Source organism: Microbacterium panaciterrae (assembly GCF_039541635.1).
GTDB classification, from domain to species: domain Bacteria; phylum Actinomycetota; class Actinomycetes; order Actinomycetales; family Microbacteriaceae; genus Microbacterium; species Microbacterium panaciterrae.
Genome location: NZ_BAABGP010000012.1, coordinates 31,835 through 50,374 on the forward strand (window position 1 = coordinate 31,835; position 18,540 = coordinate 50,374).

Below are 18,540 nucleotides of genomic sequence, written 5' to 3' on the forward strand. Positions count from 1 at the left end.
ACAGTTCACACATCCTGTCGACCGATCCGCGCGTAAACCGAAGGTCGGAAACGCTTGAGGATCAACGCAACGACGATTCCCGCGGCGAGCAGTACGAAGAAGAGCGCGACCAGAGCGATGGCCAAGGCAACACTGCCGCCGATCATGACGTCGACGTTCTGAGTAGCGATCACGAAAGCGACAGCGAGGCCGATCATAGCGAGTACAGGCGCGACGACGGTTTTGGCGATTCGAGCCTTGATCCCGGGCTTGCGACGGAAGTAGACCACGATGCCGATGCTGGTCAGCAGCAGGAGCAGGATCAGCGCGTACCCTCCGATACCGACGAGCGTCGCGTAGAGCGTGCTCGGGTTGCCGTTGAGCGCGACGCAGATACCGATCGAGACCACTGTGATGGCAGAGACCAGAGTCGACGCCCGGTGAGGCGACATCTGCTTCTTGTGGACCGATGCGAGGACCCCTGGAAAGATCCGGTCGACGCTCAGCGAATAGATGTATCGCGTCGAGACATTGTGAGCTGCCAGGTTCGCTGCGAAGATGCTCGTGCACAACAGGAGGTTCACGACGTCGACACCGATCTTGCTCAGGTAGACCTCGGCCGTCGCGAAGGCCGCACCAGTGGGATCCGCTGCGGACGCTTTGACCGCGTGCTCCACGCCGATGCCGTTGATCATGGCCCATGCCGTGAGTGCGTACAGCACCATCAGGAAGATGATCGCGGCGTAGGTCGCGCGCGGCACAGTCTTCTCCGGGGTTCGCGCTTCCTCCCGGAATACCGCGGTGGCTTCGAATCCCGAGAAGCAGACCACACCGAAGATGATCGCCAGACCGATGGATCCACCGAAGGCATTGGCTGGATTCAGTGGGGCGAGCGAAAGAGGGGCGGTTCCACCGTCGCCGCCTCGTGCGATCACGAACACGTCGTAGGCCACCATCACGATGCTCTCCAGGATCATGAAGATCATCAGAACCTTCGCCGAGAGGTTGATGTGAAAGTAGCCCAGGATGGAGACGACGATGACGGTGGCCAGCGTGTAAACCCACCACGGGATGTCTGGGCCGCCGAATCGGTCATGGATGAGGCTCTGCCACGAGATTCCTCCGAAGCAATAGCCGCCGACCAGGATGAACACGTACGAGACGAGAGCGACAAAAGCGCTTCCAAGGCCGACGGGACGCCCCAAACCGGCCGTAATGTACGCGTAGAAGGCGCCGGGATTGGGGAGATCGCGGCTCATCGTCGTGAAACCGACCGCGAACAGCAGCATCAGGATTCCCGTGGCGATGAAGACCAGCGGAGTCCCGATTCCGTTCCCGAAACCGATGATGACGGTGATGAACCCGACGAATACCGACATCGGTGCGTTGAACGCGAGGACGCTGAAGACGATGTCGAGAACGCCCATGTGCCCTTTCAGGCGGGCGGGCGCTGAGGTTTCTGGGTCGATGGCCGTCGACGGTGACGGAGTGATACCAGACATGCTGTGTGTCCTTCCTCGGACAGAGGTCGCTGCGACGCCGCGGCGGACCTTGTTGATTTTCGGGTTATGAGACGACCACGAAGCGGTCGGGGAGGTGGTTGGTGGGCAAGGTTCAGCGGGCGAGGTAGCCGCCGTCGATGACCAGATCCGATCCGGTTATGTAGGACGCGTCGTCCGAGAGCAGGAATGCGACGGCTCGTGAGATCTCGATCGGCTCCGCCATCCGCTTCAACGGCGTATGGCTGACGTAGCCATCTGCGTCAGCCTCTTCATCGTTCATGGGTGTGCGCACCATGCCTGGACAGATCGCGTTGACTCGGACCGCGTCGTTCGCGTACTTGAGCGCGGCGGCTCGTGTCATGGTCCGGAGTGCTCCCTTGCTGGCCGAATACGCGAAGTAGTCTCCATCCCCGACGAAGCCGAGAATCGATGACACATTCACAATCGCCCCACCACCGGCACTCCGCATCAGCGGTGCCACATGCCGAATGCCGAGGTAGCTTCCTGTCTGGTTCACCGCGATGGTGGCATTCCAAGCGCTGAGATCTTCAACTTCCGGGCCTCCCCACGTGCCGGTGACGCCCGCATTGTTGACCAATCCGTCGAGGCCTCCCCAGAGTGACTGCGCATGAGCGACGACACGTGCCCAATTGGTTTCCGATGTGACATCGAGGTGCACGAAGACGACATCGCGATTCTGACCACGAAGCTCTGACGCGAGCTCGGCACCATCGGCGTCGAGAACGTCCGCGATCACAACTCGGGCGCCCAGCTCGCTGAGGTACTCGACATGGCTCCGGCCCATCCCGCGCGCTCCACCAGTGACGAGTATGCGTTTCCCTTGCAGTTTGGACATCGCTGTACCTTTCGCTGCCGCCATTCGTTGGCCTCCCGAGAAGAGTAGGTACTTGCTTTTGGACGCAACAATGCGACGGTGGGCCAAAAGTGAGATCTGCTTTGTTACTTCCGTACAAGGCGGCGCCGGTTCGGACCGTAGGCGTCGCCCTGACAGCGTCGCTCTCGACACCCCAACTTCCGCGGGGACGAGGCAGCGATTTCATACGCGGCGTTGGCGTGCACAATCGAGCTCGAAGTCGGAGGTGTGCACAATCGAGCTCGAAGTCGGAGGCGCGCTCTACTTGCGGATGGCCCCACAAGGACGCCGTATCCTCTTCGGAAAGACTCACCGGGGCAATGGCCGCAGGAATGCTCCTCATCGCGGCCGGGGTTTGTGCATTGAACTCGGAAGCATGTCAGAGTGATCGGTCTTCCTGCCGCCATCACACCTTCATGCGCGCCCCAGACGGGTCATAGAAGGGTCGCCGAGAGATAGTCAATGGATACTGGACGCCTTTGCATTCGATGGTGAACGCCCCAGATGGGTCTGCAGCCGGATCGATCGCCGCGATCCCGACGGCGCGTCCAAGAGTGTGTCCGTAGTTGCCGCTCGTGACGCGTCCGACCGGGTTGCCGTCGAGGAAGACCGTCTCGTCGTGGACGAGAATCGGGTCTGGGTCATCGATTGTGAAATAGACGGTGCGGTGCTTCTGCGAGCTAGAACCCAGTGCGGCGACCGCATCGCGTCCGACGAATCCGCACTCCTTCTCCAGGTCGACAGTGAACTTGAGTCCTGCCGAGATGGGATCGTCGACTTGGCCAATGTCATGCCCTAGGTGACGGAAGCCCTTCTCGCTCCGCAACGTGTCCAAGGCAAAGTAGCCGGCCAAGCGGAGTCCGAGATCTTGTCCGGCGTGCCAGAGGGCATCGAATACGTTCACAGCGAGGTCGGCGCTTACGTAGAGCTCGTAGCCCAGCTCTCCGACGAACGAGACACGCAGCGCGTAGGCATAGCCATCCGCGATCTCGACCTGTCGGCCGAACGTGTACTTCTGCGCAGCATCCGACCAATCCTCCGGAGACACCCGCTCCAAGAGTCGACGCGAGTCCGGTCCCATCACAGCAATGGTCGCAAATGCGGCTGTTGCGTCGAACACCGCAGCTGCGGTTCCAGCCGCGGCCCTGCGCACGATCGACAGCGTTTTCTGCTGCGTCGCACTCGGCGTCACGATGAGGAAGCGATCCTCCGCCAAGCGTGTGACCGTACCATCGAGCTCGATGCCTCCAGCCGCGTTGAGTTGAAGCGTGTAGACCGCCTTGTCGACAGGCACATCGAGATTGGCGGTGAATAGCCGCTGAACTACCGCGAGTGCGTCGGGTCCTGCGATCTCCACCTTGGCGAACGGACTGAGGTCGAAGAGCGCGACCCCGTCGCGAGCGGCCAGGTGCTCCTCGCGAACGCGTTCGAACCAGTTGGGTCGGCCATAGCTGTATTCGTACGTCGGACTTGTCCCAGGCCTCCCATACCAGTTCACTCGTTCCCAGCCGTTGAGTTCGCCGAAGGACGCCCCTAGGGAGGCGAGCCGGTCATGCAGAGGTGTTCGCCGAACGCCTCTGCCCGTCGACATCTGAAGTTGCGGCCAATGCATGGCATAAAGTCGACCGAGGCCCTCCCGCGTCCGGTCGTGCAGGAATCTTCGGTTGGACTGAGGCCGCGAGAACCTGCGGACATCGACGTCGTATGCGTCAAATTGTGGTGACCCGCTGAGCATCCAGGCGGCGAGCTCGCGGCCTACGGCGGGCGCGAAGATAATCCCTTGGGAATTCATACCGGCCGCTACGAACAGCCCTGCCACTTCTCCGGTCTCGCCGATTGCGAAGTTCGCGTCTGGGGTGAAGCTTTCCGGCGCGTTGAGGAATCGCTCGTATCCGACCTCTTCGATGGCGGGCACCGCGTGCTCGACATGCGCACGGATCGGCGCGAAATGCTCCCAGTCCGGATCGAACTCGGCGAATCCGGCATCGCTGATCTCGTCGAGCGCGCGGGGCAACCCTTCCGGCTCGAACGCGCCGACGAGGATCCGACCCCGCTCATGGCGGAGGTAGTAGCTGCTGTCGAGGTCGCGGAAGACAGGAAGGGTCAGGTGTGCGCCATCGATCGGTTTGGACAGTACGTGAACATGCTCAGCGGCATAAAGCGGCACGTATGCGCCCGCTGTGGCTGCGAGATCGCGGCTCCACAGGCCCCCGGCGATGACGATCTGGTCGGCTTCGATCTCGCCTTGCTCCGTCCTGACCCCGACTGCGCGGCCATTGCGGACCAGAATGTCGGTCACACGCGCGCGCTCGCGGAGTTTCACACCGCGTTCCCACGCGAGCTTCGCGAACGCCACGGCAGACCACCCCGGATTCACATGTCCGTCGTCCGGGAGTAGGAGGGATCCGAGGATGCCGTCTTGCCTCGCAAGCGGCCAGACTTCGCTGAAGCGCTTCCCGGTCAGCATCTCGGTCTGCACACCACGTTGACGTGCCACGTCGCGCGCATACGTGATTTCGTCGAGTCGGCCTGGTGTTCGCGCGATCGACAATGATCCTGCGCGCGTGTAGTTGACGTCGATACCGGACACCGACTCCAGCTGCTGGTAGGTCTGCAACCCGTACTGAGCGAGATCAGTGAGCGTCGCCGTGCCGCGAGCCCCTGTCACGAGGCCGGCCGCGTGCCATGACGTACCACTGCCGATAACGTTGGCCTCGACGAGGAGCACATCGCGCTCCCCACCCTCGGCCAAATGGTACGCAATGCTGGCGCCGACCACACCGCCACCGACGATGACGATCTTGGCTCTGGGGGGCAATGGGTCACTTGTCGAGTCTGTGAATACGGAGCCGCTGATGGATTTGTCGACAAGACGTTCCATGGTTTCCTTCCAGGCGTGCCACAGTGTGGCTAGTTGAAGACGACGGTTCGACGACCGTTGATCATGACCCTGTGTTCTGCGTGCCACCGGACGGCTCGCGCCAGCGCTGCGCGCTCGGCTTCGCGACCGGCGACGACGAGATCCTCAGGTGTGGCGCGGTGGTCGACGCGCAAGACTTCCTGCTCGATGATCGGGCCCTCGTCGAGGTCGGCTGTCACGTAATGGGCTGAGGCGCCGACGAGTTTCACTCCGCGGGCGTGGGCCTGATGGTACGGCCTCGATCCTTTGAACCCAGGAAGGAAGGAATGATGGATATTGATGATCCGGTTGGGAAGGGCTGAGCACAGGTCGTCGCTCAAGACCTGCATGTAGCGCGCGAGAACGACAAGTTCGATCTTCTGGTCGTCGATGAGGGCCAACAGTTCCTGCTCGGCCGCCGCCTTGGTGTCAGGTGCGACCGGGATGTGCACGAAGGGGATGGCGAATCGATCTGCGATGTACTCCAGGTCTCGATGGTTGGAGACGATAGCGGGGATCTCCACGGGGAGCTGGCCGTTCGACCAACGCTCCAGCAGGTCGCTCATGCAATGCGGCGCCTTTGAGACCATGAGCAGCGTTCGAACCCTCTCCGCAGCTTCCGCGAGCGACCAGCACATCGCGAACGCGTCTGCCGTCGCCTGGAACGCGGCACGGAGGGCGTCGATCGTCGTTGCGGCCGGGTAGGTGGCCTGCACGCGGAGAAAGAATCGGTTCGCGCCATTCTCGTCGAACTGCTGACTGTCGACAATGTTGCATCCGTGTGAGACGAGGAACCCCGCGACCGCATGCACGATCCCGAGCTGGTCCTCGCAATCGAGCGTGAGCACGAGTTGATGTGTGGGCTGTGCGTTCATCCGGAGCTCCCAGGTCTATGGGTGGACCGAGGCCGCCAGCGGCTCGCTGAAATCGCTGACGGCCTCGGAGTCGGTGGGGTTATGCGCTCTTGGGGCCTTCCACGACTCGTCATCCGAATACGGGAACCACCAGAAGTCGTGCGCGCTCGCACTGGGGTCGATCATGACGAGCTTGGTGTGCCGGAAGGTCTCAAGTCCCTCGGCACCCAGCTGCCGTCCCATGCCGGACATCTTCCGACCGCCGAACGGGCCGGCATCGTTGTCGAGAATCGGCGCGTTGACCCAGACCATGCCGCTGACGATCTCGTTGGTCGCACGGAAGATCTCCTCAGCGTCCTTGGTGTAGATCGTCGCACCGAGACCGAAATCAGAGTCGTTTGTCAATGCAATGGCTTCGCCGAGCGACGAGACCTTGACGACCGGCGCGAGGGGACCGAAGATTTCCGCCTGCAGAATCTCCATTTCCGGCTTCACGTCGACGAGAATCGTGGGCTGGAAGAAGAATCCGTCTTTCAGCTCGTCAGGAAGGTCGGCCGGCCGCGAACCACCCAGCACCACAGAGGCGCCCTGCTCGACCGCACGGGCCAGGACCCGCTCCACCCGGTCCCGCTCGCCCGCGTGCTCCATCGGCCCGATATCGACAGAGTCGAGACCGCTTCCGATTCGCAGCTTCGTCGACTCCGCGATGAACGCTGCCAGGAACTCGTCATAGACGTCCTCGTGGACGAAGAAGCGTTCACCTGAGGTGCACACCTGGCCGCAGTTGAAGAACGCAGCGAACGTGGCAGCACGTGCCGCGACATCGATCGGCGCGGAGGGCATCACGATGAAGGCGTCGTTGCCTGACGCCTCGATCAGGGTGGGCTTGAACTGGTCTGCGCAGGCTCGGGCGATTGCGCGCCCCGTATTGATGCTCCCGGTGAATCCGACCATGTGCGTGTCTGGATGAGACACGAGCCGAGCACCCACTGCGCCGCCGCCCGTGAGGCACTGGACAAGCCCGGCCGGCAGCTCGTTGAACGCTTCCATGAACTTGAGCGTCGTCAGGCTCGCCCACTCCGAGGGCTTCACGATGACGGCGTTACCGGCGGCGAGCGCTGCGGCCGCCTCCCAGATGAACAGGAGGATCGGGTAGTTCGCCGGCAGGATTATGACGACGGTTCCCATGGGCTCTTTGAGCGTGTAGTGCAACTGCCCCGCGACGGACGGCCCAAGGACGGATCCGATGGAGTGACGGCCGAGCTCTGCGTAGTAGTCCACCGCGGTGGCCGTCCACATGAGTTCGTCTGCGGACTCCTTGTACGGCTTCCCCGTTTCGCGTGTCAGAAGCTCTGCGACATCCGCGCTCAGAGCCCGGATACGCGTGGCGACCTCGTGGAGGGACTCGGAACGCTCAAGAGCGCTCAGCGCCCACCAGTGCTTCTGAGCGCGGTTCGCGGATTCGACCGTCAGATCCACCTCGTCCAGGTCTACGTCGGCGAACTGGCCGATTCGACGAGCTGTCGCCGGATCCAGGACGGCCTTCGTGCGATCCGAAGTGGACGCCACATGACGACCATCGCGGTACACGGTTCCGCTCAGTCGCGCGAGTTCGGTTTCAAAGTTCATGTCTCTACTCCGTTGAAGGTCACGTTCCAACTACCTTCGGGCCTCGGAGGATCCTAGGAAATCATCTGTCGGTATAACTCAGCGGTTTCCGTTCAGCCTTCAAAACAAATGGCGCGCATCAGGGTTGCCCCTTCCGCGGGTACCGCGCGAGTCGGGGGACGATCCGAAAGCAAGATGGCTCTTCACGAACGAGGGTGTAGTCGGTTGATCGCGTTTGCGGCCGGGTAGGGGTCGAGGTCTCCCGGATGATGGAAGTTCTTCACGCTTGCCATCCCGAAAGACCTCGACGTGCTCCACCCTACGTTCGCGACCCCTGACCTGACCACGTTCTGCCGCCTCGACGAGCTCGGGCTGGTCGCCGTGGGCCAGTTGCTCGAGCCGGATCGGGCGACGATCGAATGCCGCGTCGTCGACGATGACCCGTGGTGTCGGAAGTGTGGTGCTGAGGGCGTGCCGCGGGACACGGTGACGCGGCCGCTCGCGCATGAGCCGTTCGGGCATCGGCCGACGATGCTGCTGGTACGGGTGCGCCGGTACCGGTGTGCGCAGTGTCGGCGCACGTGGCGGCAGGACATGACGCGAGCGGCGGCGGCGAGGGCGAAGATCTCCCGTGGCGGCCTGGAATGGGCGCTGCCGGGCATCGTCGTCGACCACCTCACCGTGACCCGCGTCGCTGCAGGTCTCGGGGTGTCCTGGAGCGCCGCGAACGCCGCCGTCCTCGCCGAAGGCAAGCGACGGCTGATCGATGACCCCACGAGGTTCGACGGGGTCACCACGATCGGAGTCGACGAGCACGTCTGGCGTCACACCCGGCTCGGCGACAAGTACGTCACCGTGATCATCGACCTCACCCCCGCCCGCGAGAAGACAGGGCCCGCCAGGCTGCTGGACATGGTCGAGGGCCGTTCCAAGGCAGTATTCAAGCAGTGGCTCGCCGCTCGCTCCGCGTCGTGGTCGCAGGCGATCGAGGTGGTCGCTATGGACGGGTTCGCCGGGTTCAAGACCGCCGCCGCCGAAGAACTCCCCGATGCCGTCCCCGTCATGGACCCGTTCCATGTCGTCCGTCTCGCCGGTGACGCGCTCGATGTCTGCCGCCGCCGCGTCCAGCAGGACACCACCGGGCACCGCGGACTCAAGAACGATCCGCTCTACAAGGCGAGGCGCACCCTGCACACGGGCGCGAGTCTGCTCATCGAGAATCAGAAGCTCCGACTGGACGCGGTGTTCGCGGTCGAGGAGCATGTCGAGGTCGAAGCGACCTGGGGCATCTACCAGCGCATCGTCGCGGCATACCGTGAACCCGACAAGAAGCAGGCGAAGGTGGCCATGCAGGCCGTGATCGCCACGATCACCACCGGCGTTCCCGCCGCGCTCGTCGAGATCCGCAAGCTCGGCCGCACGATGAAGCAGCGCGCCGCCGACATCCTCGCGTTCTTCGACCGGCCCGGCACATAACGGGCCGACGGAAGCGATCAACGGCAGGCTTGAACACCTCCGCGGATCTGCGCTCGGATTCCGGAACCTGACCCACTACGTCGCGCGCAGCCTGCTCGAGGCAGGAGGGTTCAGGCCCGCACTACACCCTCGTTCGTGAAGAGCCAGTTTGGAAACACGTACTACGCCTGGGTCGCGTTCGAGGGCCACTCGGCCCGGGGCTCAAGCACCAACCGGACGGCCCGCTTTACGGACCTCGAGATCGACCAACTTCGGAATGACGCCTTCCTTTCAACTCACAAGGAAGCGACATCAAACCTGGGACGGTTCACCACCACGTCCCCGGCTACAGCCCGTACGGCGAGTTCGACCTCGCAGCGAAAAACTTCCGCGGCCGGGGACCCAGACCGCCGACAGACCCAGACTGATGGCGTGACCGGTACTACACCGCGCACTTTGTCACCTCAACACGGACACGACAGCGGCGAGCGCGCGGTGATCCCCACTCCCAAATAGCTGAGGGCGAAGGGGAATCACAAAAGCGCAGAAGAATGCAGCCTAATGCGATCCCAGCCGCGAAAGAAACGTCCGTGCGACAAAGGCAAGTAGCTCGCGAAATGCGCAACACGATTCGTTTATGCCGCGTTGAGCCACGGGGGTTTCCAGCCCGCTCGTCGCCCAGCAACCCCTGCGCTCACGTTTGAAAAAACCTATGCCGGGCAAGAATAGAACTAAAACAATTCTAGGTTTATAGCGACAATCGGAGTACAATAGAGATATCGGAAACATCATGCGGAAAGGTAGAAGATCATGGTCAAGGTTTATACGAAGCCCGGTTGCGTTCAGTGCAACGCCACCTACCGCGCAATGGACGCGAAAGGCATCGACTACGACGTGATCGATATCACTGAGGATCCCGCAGCCCTCGAACTCGTGAAGTCTCTCGGATACCTCCAGGCGCCCGTCGTTGTCACTGACGAGGACCACTGGGGCGGCTTCCGGCCGGACAAGATCTCGGAACTGGTCGCGGAGCGTGCGTGCTGGCCGTCGACATGACCGTCCGGCCCATGCCCTGGGGCGAGGCGTACCGGATCCCCCGGATGACCGCCGACGAGGCCGAAGCAACCATCGCGGCGGAGCTCCGCGAGCAGAGGCGCCAGGCGCAAGCCGAGGAAGAAGCGCGCCACGAGCACTGCGGGGCCTTCCACCACGGATCCTGTGCGGCCGACACGTTCATGCGCGCCGAGATCGCACGGCTGAAGGCCGAACTCTCCCAAGCCGAGCAGGACCGCGACCACTGGTACATGGCCGCCCACCACAACGACATCCTGCTGCAGACTTTCGCCCACCGGCGGGCCGGCCTCGCCGACGAGATCCGCCGCCAGGATGCCGAAGCGCAGCACCCCACGACCACGGTCCACGCAGCCTGACGAACACCATCGCCAGCAATAGGCCCACGACGATCCTCACCGACAATGCCCACGACGCCCCCGTCGAGGCCGTCGCGCAGCTCCTCCCCTTCCCGACATGCTCGATGCCGACATCGGCGGCATCTGGGCCAACCGGATCTACTTCAGCGGCGCGATCGACGAAGGCACCGGCTGTCCCGTCAACAGCCCGTTCAGCCTTCGCGCACCGACGGCAACAGCGCGGCCCCGTGCAGTGATGCACGGGGCCGCCGCTTTCGGCCTACCGTTGTATGACGTTGTCGAGGATGAGAGGCCCAGACGTGCCAGGTTCTGATGAAGTTGCAGATGAGCGCAGCGCACCCGAGATTCTCCTCGGCGCCTCTCCGGTCCGGATCGCGATCCTCCGTCTGGTGCTCGCGCACGGCGAGGTCACAGCCCTCGATCTCGTCCACGCCCTCAACATCACCCGCACCGGCATCGGCAAAAACCTTGAAGCGCTCACCCGCGCAGGGTTCCTCATCGAGCGGCGGGCAACCCATCCGCGCGGAACGGGCGGCGTCATCTACTGGCGCGCCGACCGTGAGCGGATCCAGACGGCCCTCTGGGAACTGCAAGCCACCCTGTTCGGCTATGGCCAATCAAACAGCCGTGGCTGACTCGGCGCATTGCCGCTGAGGACTGCGGAAATCGCATCGCGATCCCACCCGATCGTCAACACCACCTGGCGCAGCGCACGGGAACGGATCGCATGCTGCTTGCGCGACAACCCGCGACGCAGAACTCCACGCCTCCCGGCACGGCCCTTCTGCTCGCGATCACGCATGTTCATCCGGTCGTCGCCCTCGAACAGGTGCGAATCCTCCCCGATCGAGACATGCACGCAGATCGGCACGTCGCAGTCGTGCAGCAGATCGACCTTGGGCGTGAGCGTGCGCCCGGTGAGGTGCTCGTAGAGCAGCCGCTGCGGACGCACCATCCGCTCACGTCCGTCTCGGCGAATCGAGAAGCGACCGTAGCCGTCGTCACCGATGGCGCCGACCCACAGCCAGCAGTCATCCGGTCGAGGTCCCTTGCGAACCTTCTGGAAGAAGCGTTCGAGCTCGCTGGTGTCCATCAGTAGTTCCTCGTGCACCACGCCGCCGGGCACAGGTCGACGCCGAAGATCTTCATGAACTCCTCCGGGTTTACATACCCCGGGGCCTCGGGATATGTCGGCAGCTTCGCCACATCCGGGTTCTTGTTGTTGGTCGTGTCGATCCTCAGATCCAGATGGCATCCGGTCGCCGGCGCCTCGTCGCCGACCTTCGAGATCTCCTGCCCGCGCTGCACCTCATCACCCACGTTCACCGCGCGATCCGACTTGTGCGAATGCAGATACTCGACGAGGAAACCGTCCGGAGACTCGATCGAAAGGTACAGGCGATCAGAGCGGACGACCTTGCCGGGGAGGATCGAGTAGATCGGGTCGCCGCAGTGTCCGACCAGGTCGACCGCAGGATGCCAGCTCGAGGCGCCCTCCGTCGGTGCCGTGCGCGGCCCGAAGCCGTCGCTCATGATGAAAGGCTGCTTGAGCGGGTACGCCGCCGCGCCCGTCGTGCATGAGGTCGCGGCCCCGGTGTCGCCATACTTCCGGCTCAGCTCGTCCGTGAGCTTCACCGCATCGTCCCAGTACTTCGTGTAGTGGTTCGGATCGCTGTTAATCTGCACAGCGTTGGCGGCATGCGAGGGATCCATCTGCTCCCAGCCGCTCACATCGACCAACCGCTTGAAGAAAAGCGTCGCCGACTTCTCCGGATCCATCCGGTCCGCAGTGCTCCCCCACCAGTCCTGTTGCTGGAACAAGCCGATGCTCGATGTGGGAGTCCCATCAGGGTTTCGCACGCCGCCGGTCTCCCAGTCGCCGTATCCGATGTTCACCAGGGTCGACTCGCCGATCGCCGTCATCACCCCGATCTGCTCGGCGCGCATCGGCAGGTTCATCGCGGTGGCGGCGTTCATGATGTGGCCGGCGTTGATCATCTGATCGGCATCCCATGAGCCGCTCGTCGCGTCCTTCGGGATGGCCTGCACGTTCACCGCGCCACCTGAGCCGCACGCGGCGGCGCCGCCTGACCCGACAACCACCACCAGGGCGAAGAGCAGAACGAAGAACCCTGCAACTGCGCCGGCTGCCACCTTCATCGGAGTGTCCCTTCCGCTGCTCTACTGCAGCGCCGGAGCCGGCACGTCGGCTGGCTCCGAACCCTCACGGTGGGCCGCCGCATCACTCGGCGTCCCCGCGCGGCCCGGGCCGCCGGTGCCAGCGTCGATCGCACGACGCACGTCCATCAGCGTGCAGTCGAGGCGCTGCGCGATCTCCTGCCGAGAGACGTTGAGCTGCAGCAGATCACGGATCGCTGCATCTGCGTCCTCGCGCGCGCCTGATGCGGCGAGCTCGGCGCGGTCGGCTGCCGCCGCGATCGCGCGGTCACGCTGCGTGTAGATCTTGTCGACGGCATCCATGGAATCGAAGTAGCGCCCCTGAACTTCCTCGCGCTGCTTCTCCAGCTCGTAGAAGTGCGAGCTCGCCGCACGAGCTCGCGCCCTTGCGCTGATCTGCTTCGTCGTGTTCACCATCACCACTCCTCACTCCCAAACTCACGTACCACCAGTATGCACCTGGCGAGCAAAACGACTAACGGCCACCGCTAGAGCGCGAGGCGTTGACAACCCGTCGAGCGGCCCAGCGCCAGCCGCGGGTGAAGGATCCCCCGCACCCCCCTCCAACGCCCGCGAGCTAACGGCCACCGACGCTGAGCTGGCGTCTTGCCGACCACGCACCACGATGAGAGCCGGCGCATCGCGTGCCGCGGGGGAAGGATCCCCCGTACCCCCTCGATCAAGCTGCGGGCCTTTCGGTTACCGGCCCAAGCGGAGGGCTGAAGGACCCTCTTGGTGGTTCGACGTCGAACCACCAATTCGGGGTACCTCCTGAGCGATCGTGCTTCGTCGACCTGCACGCAGGTCTCCGAAACCGCTCGCTGACACAAGACTTCGTCGTGCCATGTCCGTTCTTCCATCCTTCGTCGCTTGAACAGCGACGTTTTCAAGCTCACTCCGTATCGCTCGAAAACCAGGACAGAAGAACGACGCACCTCTGGCATTTGTAATGAACGAGGTATAGTGCCGATATGAACCTGTGGAGCAAACTGCGAACGAGCCAGCCGTGCTGAGCCTGCACGCGACGCGACAGCACCAGCCCGCGATCACCTGCTCCTCACCCGAGATCGGGCGCTCGATCGGCCACTGGGTGGGCAACGGCACAGCGGATCTCGGCGTCAACGGGTTCGTCACCGACGTCGAACTCTCGGAGTACCTGCCCACCTTTCACGACGTCACGCAGTCCGCAATCGCTGCGTTCGACATGGTCTGCGCGACACCATTAAGCGTCAACGCCATCTGGACCCTCACCGATGACGGGCAGCTCGAGCAGACGCTTGAGAGCACCGGCGGAGTCGCCGCCCAGCACACCCTCGGCTACCTCCAGCAGAACGCTGCAGCAACCCTCCGCGGACCCGGCGGAGTGCGACAGATCGGGCTCCGCAACGGGCTCATCGGTGTTCGATTCCAGCACGGGCAGGCCTACAACGGGGCCCCCGATCTGCACGACCACATCGTGATCCTGAACCTCGCCCTCGGCGACGACGGCCGGTGGGGGCCGCTGGACGAGGACCTGCTAACCGGCAGCATCGAGGCCGCAAGCGAGCACCACACCAGACAGCTCATCGCGGCCATCGAGGAACGCACCGGACTGCGATTCCAGCACCGGCACGATTCACGCGACCAGGTGGCTCGCTGGGAGCTCGCCCTCGCCAGCAAGCACATCCTGGAACCCTTCCGCGGTCTACCCTCGGTCCGTGATCAGGCGGTCACAACATGATGACCACAAACGTCATGTCCGCCGGCGACGGATACCGCTACTACACAGAGTCCGTCGCCACAGCCGACGTCCAACGACGCCCGGGCACGGCGGTCACCGACTACTACACCGTCGACGGGAACCCTCCCGGGGTCTGGATGGGCCGCGGTGCCGAGCTCCTCGGCATGCGGGGAGAAGTCACCGAAGCGCAGATGCGTGCTCTCTACGGAGAAGGACTGCACCCCGACGCGGATGCCATCACTTCACAGATGGGTACCGCAGGCGCTCGCCCCGAAGACATCGAGAAGGCCATCAGGCTTGGCCGCAGCTACTACACCTACGACGTCAAAGACACCACGCTGCGGAAGGCCATCGACAAGGCCAGGACCGAGTTCGAGCGGCTCCACGGACACCGTCCCGACCGTGACGAGCACCGTCAGATCCGGATGCGCGAGGGCGCGATTGTGTTCCGTGACGTCCACGGACGCCAACCCCTGGACAACGAGGAACTGGCCAAGTACGTCACCAACGCGCTCAAGCCCGCCCAGCACGCCATGGCCGGGATCGACCACACCTTCTCCGTACCCAAGAGCGTCTCCCTCGCGTGGGCACTGGGCGACAAGAAGACCGCACGCGCCATCGAAGGAGCCCACGAGCGCGCGATCGCTCGCACCTTGCAGCGCCTGGAAGACGAGGTCCTCGCCACCCGCGCCGGCGTCAACGGCGTCCGCCAGATCGACGTCGAAGGCGGAGTCATCGCCACCCGATTCCGCCACTACGAGTCCCGCGCCGGCGACCCGCACCTGCACGACCACGTCGTCATCTCCGCCAAGGTCCAAGGCAGCGACGGCAAATGGCGATCGCTGGACTCCCGGGCGCTGCTGCGCAACACCGTGTACCTCAGCGAGAGCTACAACAAGAACCTCTTCGACGAACTCGACCAACTCGGATACCGCTCCACCCTTCGCACGGTCACCGACGGCAAACCCCCGGTCCTCGAGCTCGACACCGTCGATCCTCGCCTCGGAGAACTCTTCTCCAAGCGCAGCAAGGGCATCATCCCCGCCACCGACGAGCTCGTGAAGGAGTACATCCAAGAACACGGACGCACCCCCGACCACATCGCCCGCCGCAAGATCAGCGAACAGGCCTGGCAGCAAACCAGGCAGAAGAAAGAGACCGCTCGCACGGTCACCCAACTGCGCACCGACGTCGACCAGGAAGCCCGCTCCCGCGGACTCGGCAGCCTCGTCGACCAGCTCCGCACCCCGCGAAACACTTCCAAGCTCCGCGCCCTCATCGACCCCCTGCGCGAACCGATCGACGCGCACACCGCCGCCGCCGAGATCATGGCGAACGTCGAAAGCTCCCGCTCCACCTGGGGTGAGAACCACGTCAAAGCCGAGATCGAACGATACCTTTCGCAGCACCGGCACCGCCGATTCGCGATCACCGACGGCGACCGGAAACAGGTCGTCGAACAGCAGCAACTCGAACGATTCCTGCTGCGAACCACCCTGCAGCTCGACTCCATCCGCGTCACCCCCGAGCACATCCACGGACGCTTCCAACCCCTCACCCGAGCCAGCGACGACGAATCCGTCTACACATCCAAGGGGCGCACCCTCTACACCTCTACCCGCGTCCTCGAAGCCGAAGCCCGCCTCCTGCACGCCGCACGCACCCCCGCCGAACAGCCCGCCCCAGTCACCGCCCAGACCTTCGCCATCGCCCTCGCGGCGCAGCCGAACAAGGACACCGCCCAGGTCCGTCTCGCCCGGGAAATCGTCACCAACCGCACCCGCATCGTTGTCGGCGTCGGCCCCGCCGGCGCCGGCAAGACCAGCCGCTCTCTCCGCCTCGCCGCCCACGCCCTCCGTCTGGAAGGGCAGCGGATGGTGGGACTCGCCCCCTCCAAGCACGCCGCGAAAGTCTTCCAAGACGAAGTGCACGTGCCCGCGTTCACCATCGACGGATTCCTGCAGGCCCACCACAACGCCGCCGCCGCCAAAGGCTGCGCCGTCAGCGCCCGCTACCAGGTCAAACCCGGTGACGTCGTCGTCGTCGACGAAGCCGCAATGGCCTCCACCACTCACCTCGACCAGGTCACAACCCTCGTCATCGACGCAGGCGGGTTCGTTCGTCTCGTCGGAGACCACGCCCAGATCACCGCCGTCGGCGCCGGCGGAGCCTTCCGACTCCTTCGCCAAGAAGTCGGCGCCGTCGAACTCGAAAACGTCTACCGATTCAGTGACAAGCACGAGAGAGACGCCTCCCTCGTGCTACGCGAATCCTCCCCCAGCGTTGACCCCTTCGCCTGGTACAAGGACCACCAGCGCATCATAGCCGGCAGCAAGGAACGTATCGCCGAGATCCTCTTCAACGACTACATCGCCGACCTCACCGCCGGACGTGAGGCCATCATGGGAGCCCCCACCCGCGCCTACGTCGACGAACTCAACGGACGCGCCCAAGCCCTCGCCGTCGCCGACGGCCGAGTCCTCCCGGGCCCCGGAGCCGACCTCAACGATGGACACCAGGCGCACATCGGCGATCGCATCATGACCCGCCTCAACCGTCGCGACCTCACCATGAACCAAGGCCGCGACTCCGTCGACAACGGCGACATCTACATCGTCCACGCCGTCCACTCCGACGGCTCCCTCACCGTCGCGCACACCCGCCACGGCGGCACCATCAACCTCCCCGCCGACTACGTACGCACGCACACGCACCTCGGATACGCGTTCACCGCCCACCAAGAGCAAGGCAACACCGTCGGCGGCAACAACTCCCTTGGACAGTTCGTCGATGGCGTCTCCCGCGGCATCGTCACCGCGCAAACACCCCGGTCCAGCGCCTACGTGCTCGCCACCAGAGGCGTCACCAACAACGTCCTCTACGTCGAGACCGAACCCGGCCAGCATCCCGACGAAGTCCTCGAGCAGATCGCCCGCAACGTCGACACCAACCTCTCCGCCCACGAAGTCATCGACCTTGAGAGCACCCAGGACCTGAACCTGGCACGCCTGGTCGACGAGCACGCGGACATCGCCGGACTCGCCAACGAAGCCCGGTTCACGGCCCTCGCGTCCCGCGTCCTGCTAGACGGAGCCGAAGTCCTCACCGCCTCGGACGGATGGGGCGCCGCATCCGCAGGCCTCGCCCGGGCCGAGAAGTACGGGCTGAGACCCGCCGACCTGCTTACCCAAACTTGGACAGAACGCGACTTCGGCGACGCCGAAGACATTGGCGCCGTCATGTCGTGGCGCATCGAGAAGCGCCTCGAAAACCTCCAGGAGGAAGGCAAGCTGCCGCCCCTGCCGGAGCTCGGCGCCGACACCGGACGATACGAATGGGCTGTCGACCGCGACGCCCAGCAGCACCCGGACATCCCGGACACGTGGCGCGAGCACCTGCGCGAGCGCGCCGATTACATCGACCAGCGGATGACGCAACGCGGCATCGAGCTCACCATCGAGCTCCCCTCCTGGACGGGCCAGCTCGGCCCCATCCCCGCCACCAACAAGCACCTCAAGCGGTGGATGCGCCTCGCCGCGGAGATCGACCTGTTCCGCGCGAAGCACAAGGTCCCTGCCGACGACGCCACGGCCATCCCGGAACGTCTGCGCAACGGCGAGGTCGGCCAGACCCTAGCCGCGCGCGTCACCGCACTGCACAAGTCCACCGCGCTGCGCGCCGCCCGCGGAAACGACCGCACGGTCGACCTCACCGCACAACTGAACAAGGCCGAAGACCTCGCCCGCCTCATCGACCAGAAACGGCCACAAGCAGACGCAGAGCGCGCCGCTGCTGCCATCGATCCCTCGCCCCGGGATCAGCTCGCCAAGAAACTGGACGACCTGCGCAAGCGCACCATCGACCTCGCAGCGTCCGCCTCCGAGAGCACATCGGCCGCGACCGACCATGCCGCCGCGGCGGAAGCCGCCCGCCGCGCCTCTGAAGAGGCCGCCCGTCGCCGCGAGAAGACACCCGAGCCGGCCACGCTCCCGGACCTGCCCGCACCCGCCCGACAGAACCGCGGCCCGAGCCAATGACCGA

The 18,540-nt window shown here is 64.3% G+C and carries 14 protein-coding genes and 1 pseudogene; 7 read left to right on the plus strand and 8 right to left on the minus strand.

The window, feature by feature from the left end:
- Positions 1-5 precede the first annotated feature (5 nt).
- The 5 genes from ABD882_RS08865 to ABD882_RS08885 form a co-directional block, all read right to left on the minus strand.
- The gene (locus ABD882_RS08865; RefSeq protein WP_345186182.1) at positions 6-1,481 is read right to left on the minus strand and encodes an APC family permease; all 1,476 of its coding nucleotides are present in this window, start codon (positions 1,479-1,481) and stop codon (positions 6-8) included.
- Between the two features lie 112 nt (positions 1,482-1,593).
- Complete coding sequence (locus tag ABD882_RS08870) at positions 1,594-2,337, minus strand: SDR family NAD(P)-dependent oxidoreductase (RefSeq protein WP_345186183.1); 744 nt, start codon at positions 2,335-2,337, stop codon at positions 1,594-1,596.
- Between the two features lie 424 nt (positions 2,338-2,761).
- Positions 2,762-5,236: a GcvT family protein gene (locus ABD882_RS08875; RefSeq protein ID WP_345186184.1), complete on the minus strand. Its 2,475-nt coding sequence runs from the start codon at positions 5,234-5,236 to the stop codon at positions 2,762-2,764.
- Between the two features lie 29 nt (positions 5,237-5,265).
- Positions 5,266-6,129, minus strand: a complete 864-nt coding sequence (gene purU, locus ABD882_RS08880; RefSeq protein WP_345186185.1) for a formyltetrahydrofolate deformylase — start codon at positions 6,127-6,129, stop codon at positions 5,266-5,268.
- A 15-nt stretch (positions 6,130-6,144) separates the two neighbouring features.
- Entirely contained in the window at positions 6,145-7,767 is a 1,623-nt protein-coding gene (locus ABD882_RS08885) for an aldehyde dehydrogenase family protein (RefSeq protein ID WP_345186186.1), read from the minus strand.
- Positions 7,768-8,025: 258 nt separating this feature from the next.
- On the opposite strand from ABD882_RS08885, the pseudogene ABD882_RS08890 reads away from it, so the two are divergent.
- The 5 genes and pseudogenes from ABD882_RS08890 (at position 8,026) to ABD882_RS08910 (ending at position 11,236) form a co-directional block, all read left to right on the plus strand.
- Positions 8,026-9,331, plus strand: a pseudogene (locus ABD882_RS08890) (ISL3 family transposase).
- A 647-nt stretch (positions 9,332-9,978) separates the two neighbouring features.
- Positions 9,979-10,227 carry a glutaredoxin-like protein NrdH gene (gene nrdH / locus ABD882_RS08895; protein WP_345186245.1) on the plus strand — a complete coding sequence of 83 codons (249 nt, stop codon included), beginning with the start codon at positions 9,979-9,981 and terminating at the stop codon, positions 10,225-10,227.
- Positions 10,209-10,601, plus strand: coding sequence for a hypothetical protein (locus ABD882_RS08900; protein WP_345186188.1), 393 nt, complete (start codon positions 10,209-10,211; stop codon positions 10,599-10,601). Before nrdH ends, ABD882_RS08900 begins: the two co-directional genes overlap by 19 nt.
- A gap of 97 nt (positions 10,602-10,698) precedes the next feature.
- On the plus strand, positions 10,699-10,914 hold the full coding sequence (locus tag ABD882_RS08905) for a hypothetical protein (protein ID WP_345186189.1): 216 nt from the start codon (positions 10,699-10,701) through the stop codon (positions 10,912-10,914).
- A complete protein-coding gene (locus ABD882_RS08910) occupies positions 10,901-11,236 on the plus strand; it encodes an ArsR/SmtB family transcription factor (protein WP_345186190.1) in 336 nt (111 codons plus the stop codon). Before ABD882_RS08905 ends, ABD882_RS08910 begins: the two co-directional genes overlap by 14 nt.
- Here ABD882_RS08910 and ABD882_RS08915 read toward each other — a convergent pair.
- Genes ABD882_RS08915 through ABD882_RS08925 form a run of 3 tightly spaced genes read right to left on the minus strand, consistent with a single transcriptional unit; the run spans position 11,209 to position 13,196 of the window.
- Entirely contained in the window at positions 11,209-11,694 is a 486-nt protein-coding gene (locus tag ABD882_RS08915) for a hypothetical protein (protein ID WP_345186192.1), read from the minus strand. The two genes, ABD882_RS08910 and ABD882_RS08915, sit on opposite strands and share 28 nt — an antisense overlap.
- The gene (locus ABD882_RS08920; RefSeq protein WP_345186193.1) at positions 11,694-12,761 is read right to left on the minus strand and encodes a M23 family metallopeptidase; all 1,068 of its coding nucleotides are present in this window, start codon (positions 12,759-12,761) and stop codon (positions 11,694-11,696) included. Before ABD882_RS08920 ends, ABD882_RS08915 begins: the two co-directional genes overlap by 1 nt.
- 21 nt (positions 12,762-12,782) lie before the next feature.
- Positions 12,783-13,196 (minus strand): hypothetical protein, encoded by a 414-nt coding sequence (locus ABD882_RS08925; RefSeq protein ID WP_345186195.1) that lies wholly within the window; start codon positions 13,194-13,196, stop codon positions 12,783-12,785.
- 589 nt (positions 13,197-13,785) lie between these two features.
- On the opposite strand from ABD882_RS08925, the gene ABD882_RS08930 reads away from it, so the two are divergent.
- Positions 13,786-14,499 carry a relaxase domain-containing protein gene (locus ABD882_RS08930; RefSeq protein ID WP_345186196.1) on the plus strand — a complete coding sequence of 238 codons (714 nt, stop codon included), beginning with the start codon at positions 13,786-13,788 and terminating at the stop codon, positions 14,497-14,499.
- Positions 14,496-18,536: a MobF family relaxase gene (gene mobF, locus ABD882_RS08935; protein WP_345186198.1), complete on the plus strand. Its 4,041-nt coding sequence runs from the start codon at positions 14,496-14,498 to the stop codon at positions 18,534-18,536. Before ABD882_RS08930 ends, mobF begins: the two co-directional genes overlap by 4 nt.
- Positions 18,537-18,540: the final 4 nt, after the last annotated feature.

Excerpts from the sequence above, each read along its gene's own strand:
- ABD882_RS08920 (WP_345186193.1), bottom strand. The coding sequence starts at position 12,761 with ATGAAGGTGGCAGCCGGCGCAGTTGCAGGGTTCTTCGTTCTGCTCTTC.
- ABD882_RS08925 (WP_345186195.1), bottom strand. The coding sequence starts at position 13,196 with ATGGTGAACACGACGAAGCAGATCAGCGCAAGGGCGCGAGCTCGTGCG.
- mobF (WP_345186198.1), top strand. The coding sequence starts at position 14,496 with ATGATGACCACAAACGTCATGTCCGCCGGCGACGGATACCGCTACTAC.
- ABD882_RS08870 (WP_345186183.1), bottom strand. The coding sequence starts at position 2,337 with ATGTCCAAACTGCAAGGGAAACGCATACTCGTCACTGGTGGAGCGCGC.
- ABD882_RS08905 (WP_345186189.1), top strand. The coding sequence starts at position 10,699 with ATGCTCGATGCCGACATCGGCGGCATCTGGGCCAACCGGATCTACTTC.
- ABD882_RS08875 (WP_345186184.1), bottom strand. The coding sequence starts at position 5,236 with ATGGAACGTCTTGTCGACAAATCCATCAGCGGCTCCGTATTCACAGAC.
- purU (WP_345186185.1), bottom strand. The coding sequence starts at position 6,129 with ATGAACGCACAGCCCACACATCAACTCGTGCTCACGCTCGATTGCGAG.
- ABD882_RS08915 (WP_345186192.1), bottom strand. The coding sequence starts at position 11,694 with ATGGACACCAGCGAGCTCGAACGCTTCTTCCAGAAGGTTCGCAAGGGA.
- ABD882_RS08865 (WP_345186182.1), bottom strand. The coding sequence starts at position 1,481 with ATGTCTGGTATCACTCCGTCACCGTCGACGGCCATCGACCCAGAAACC.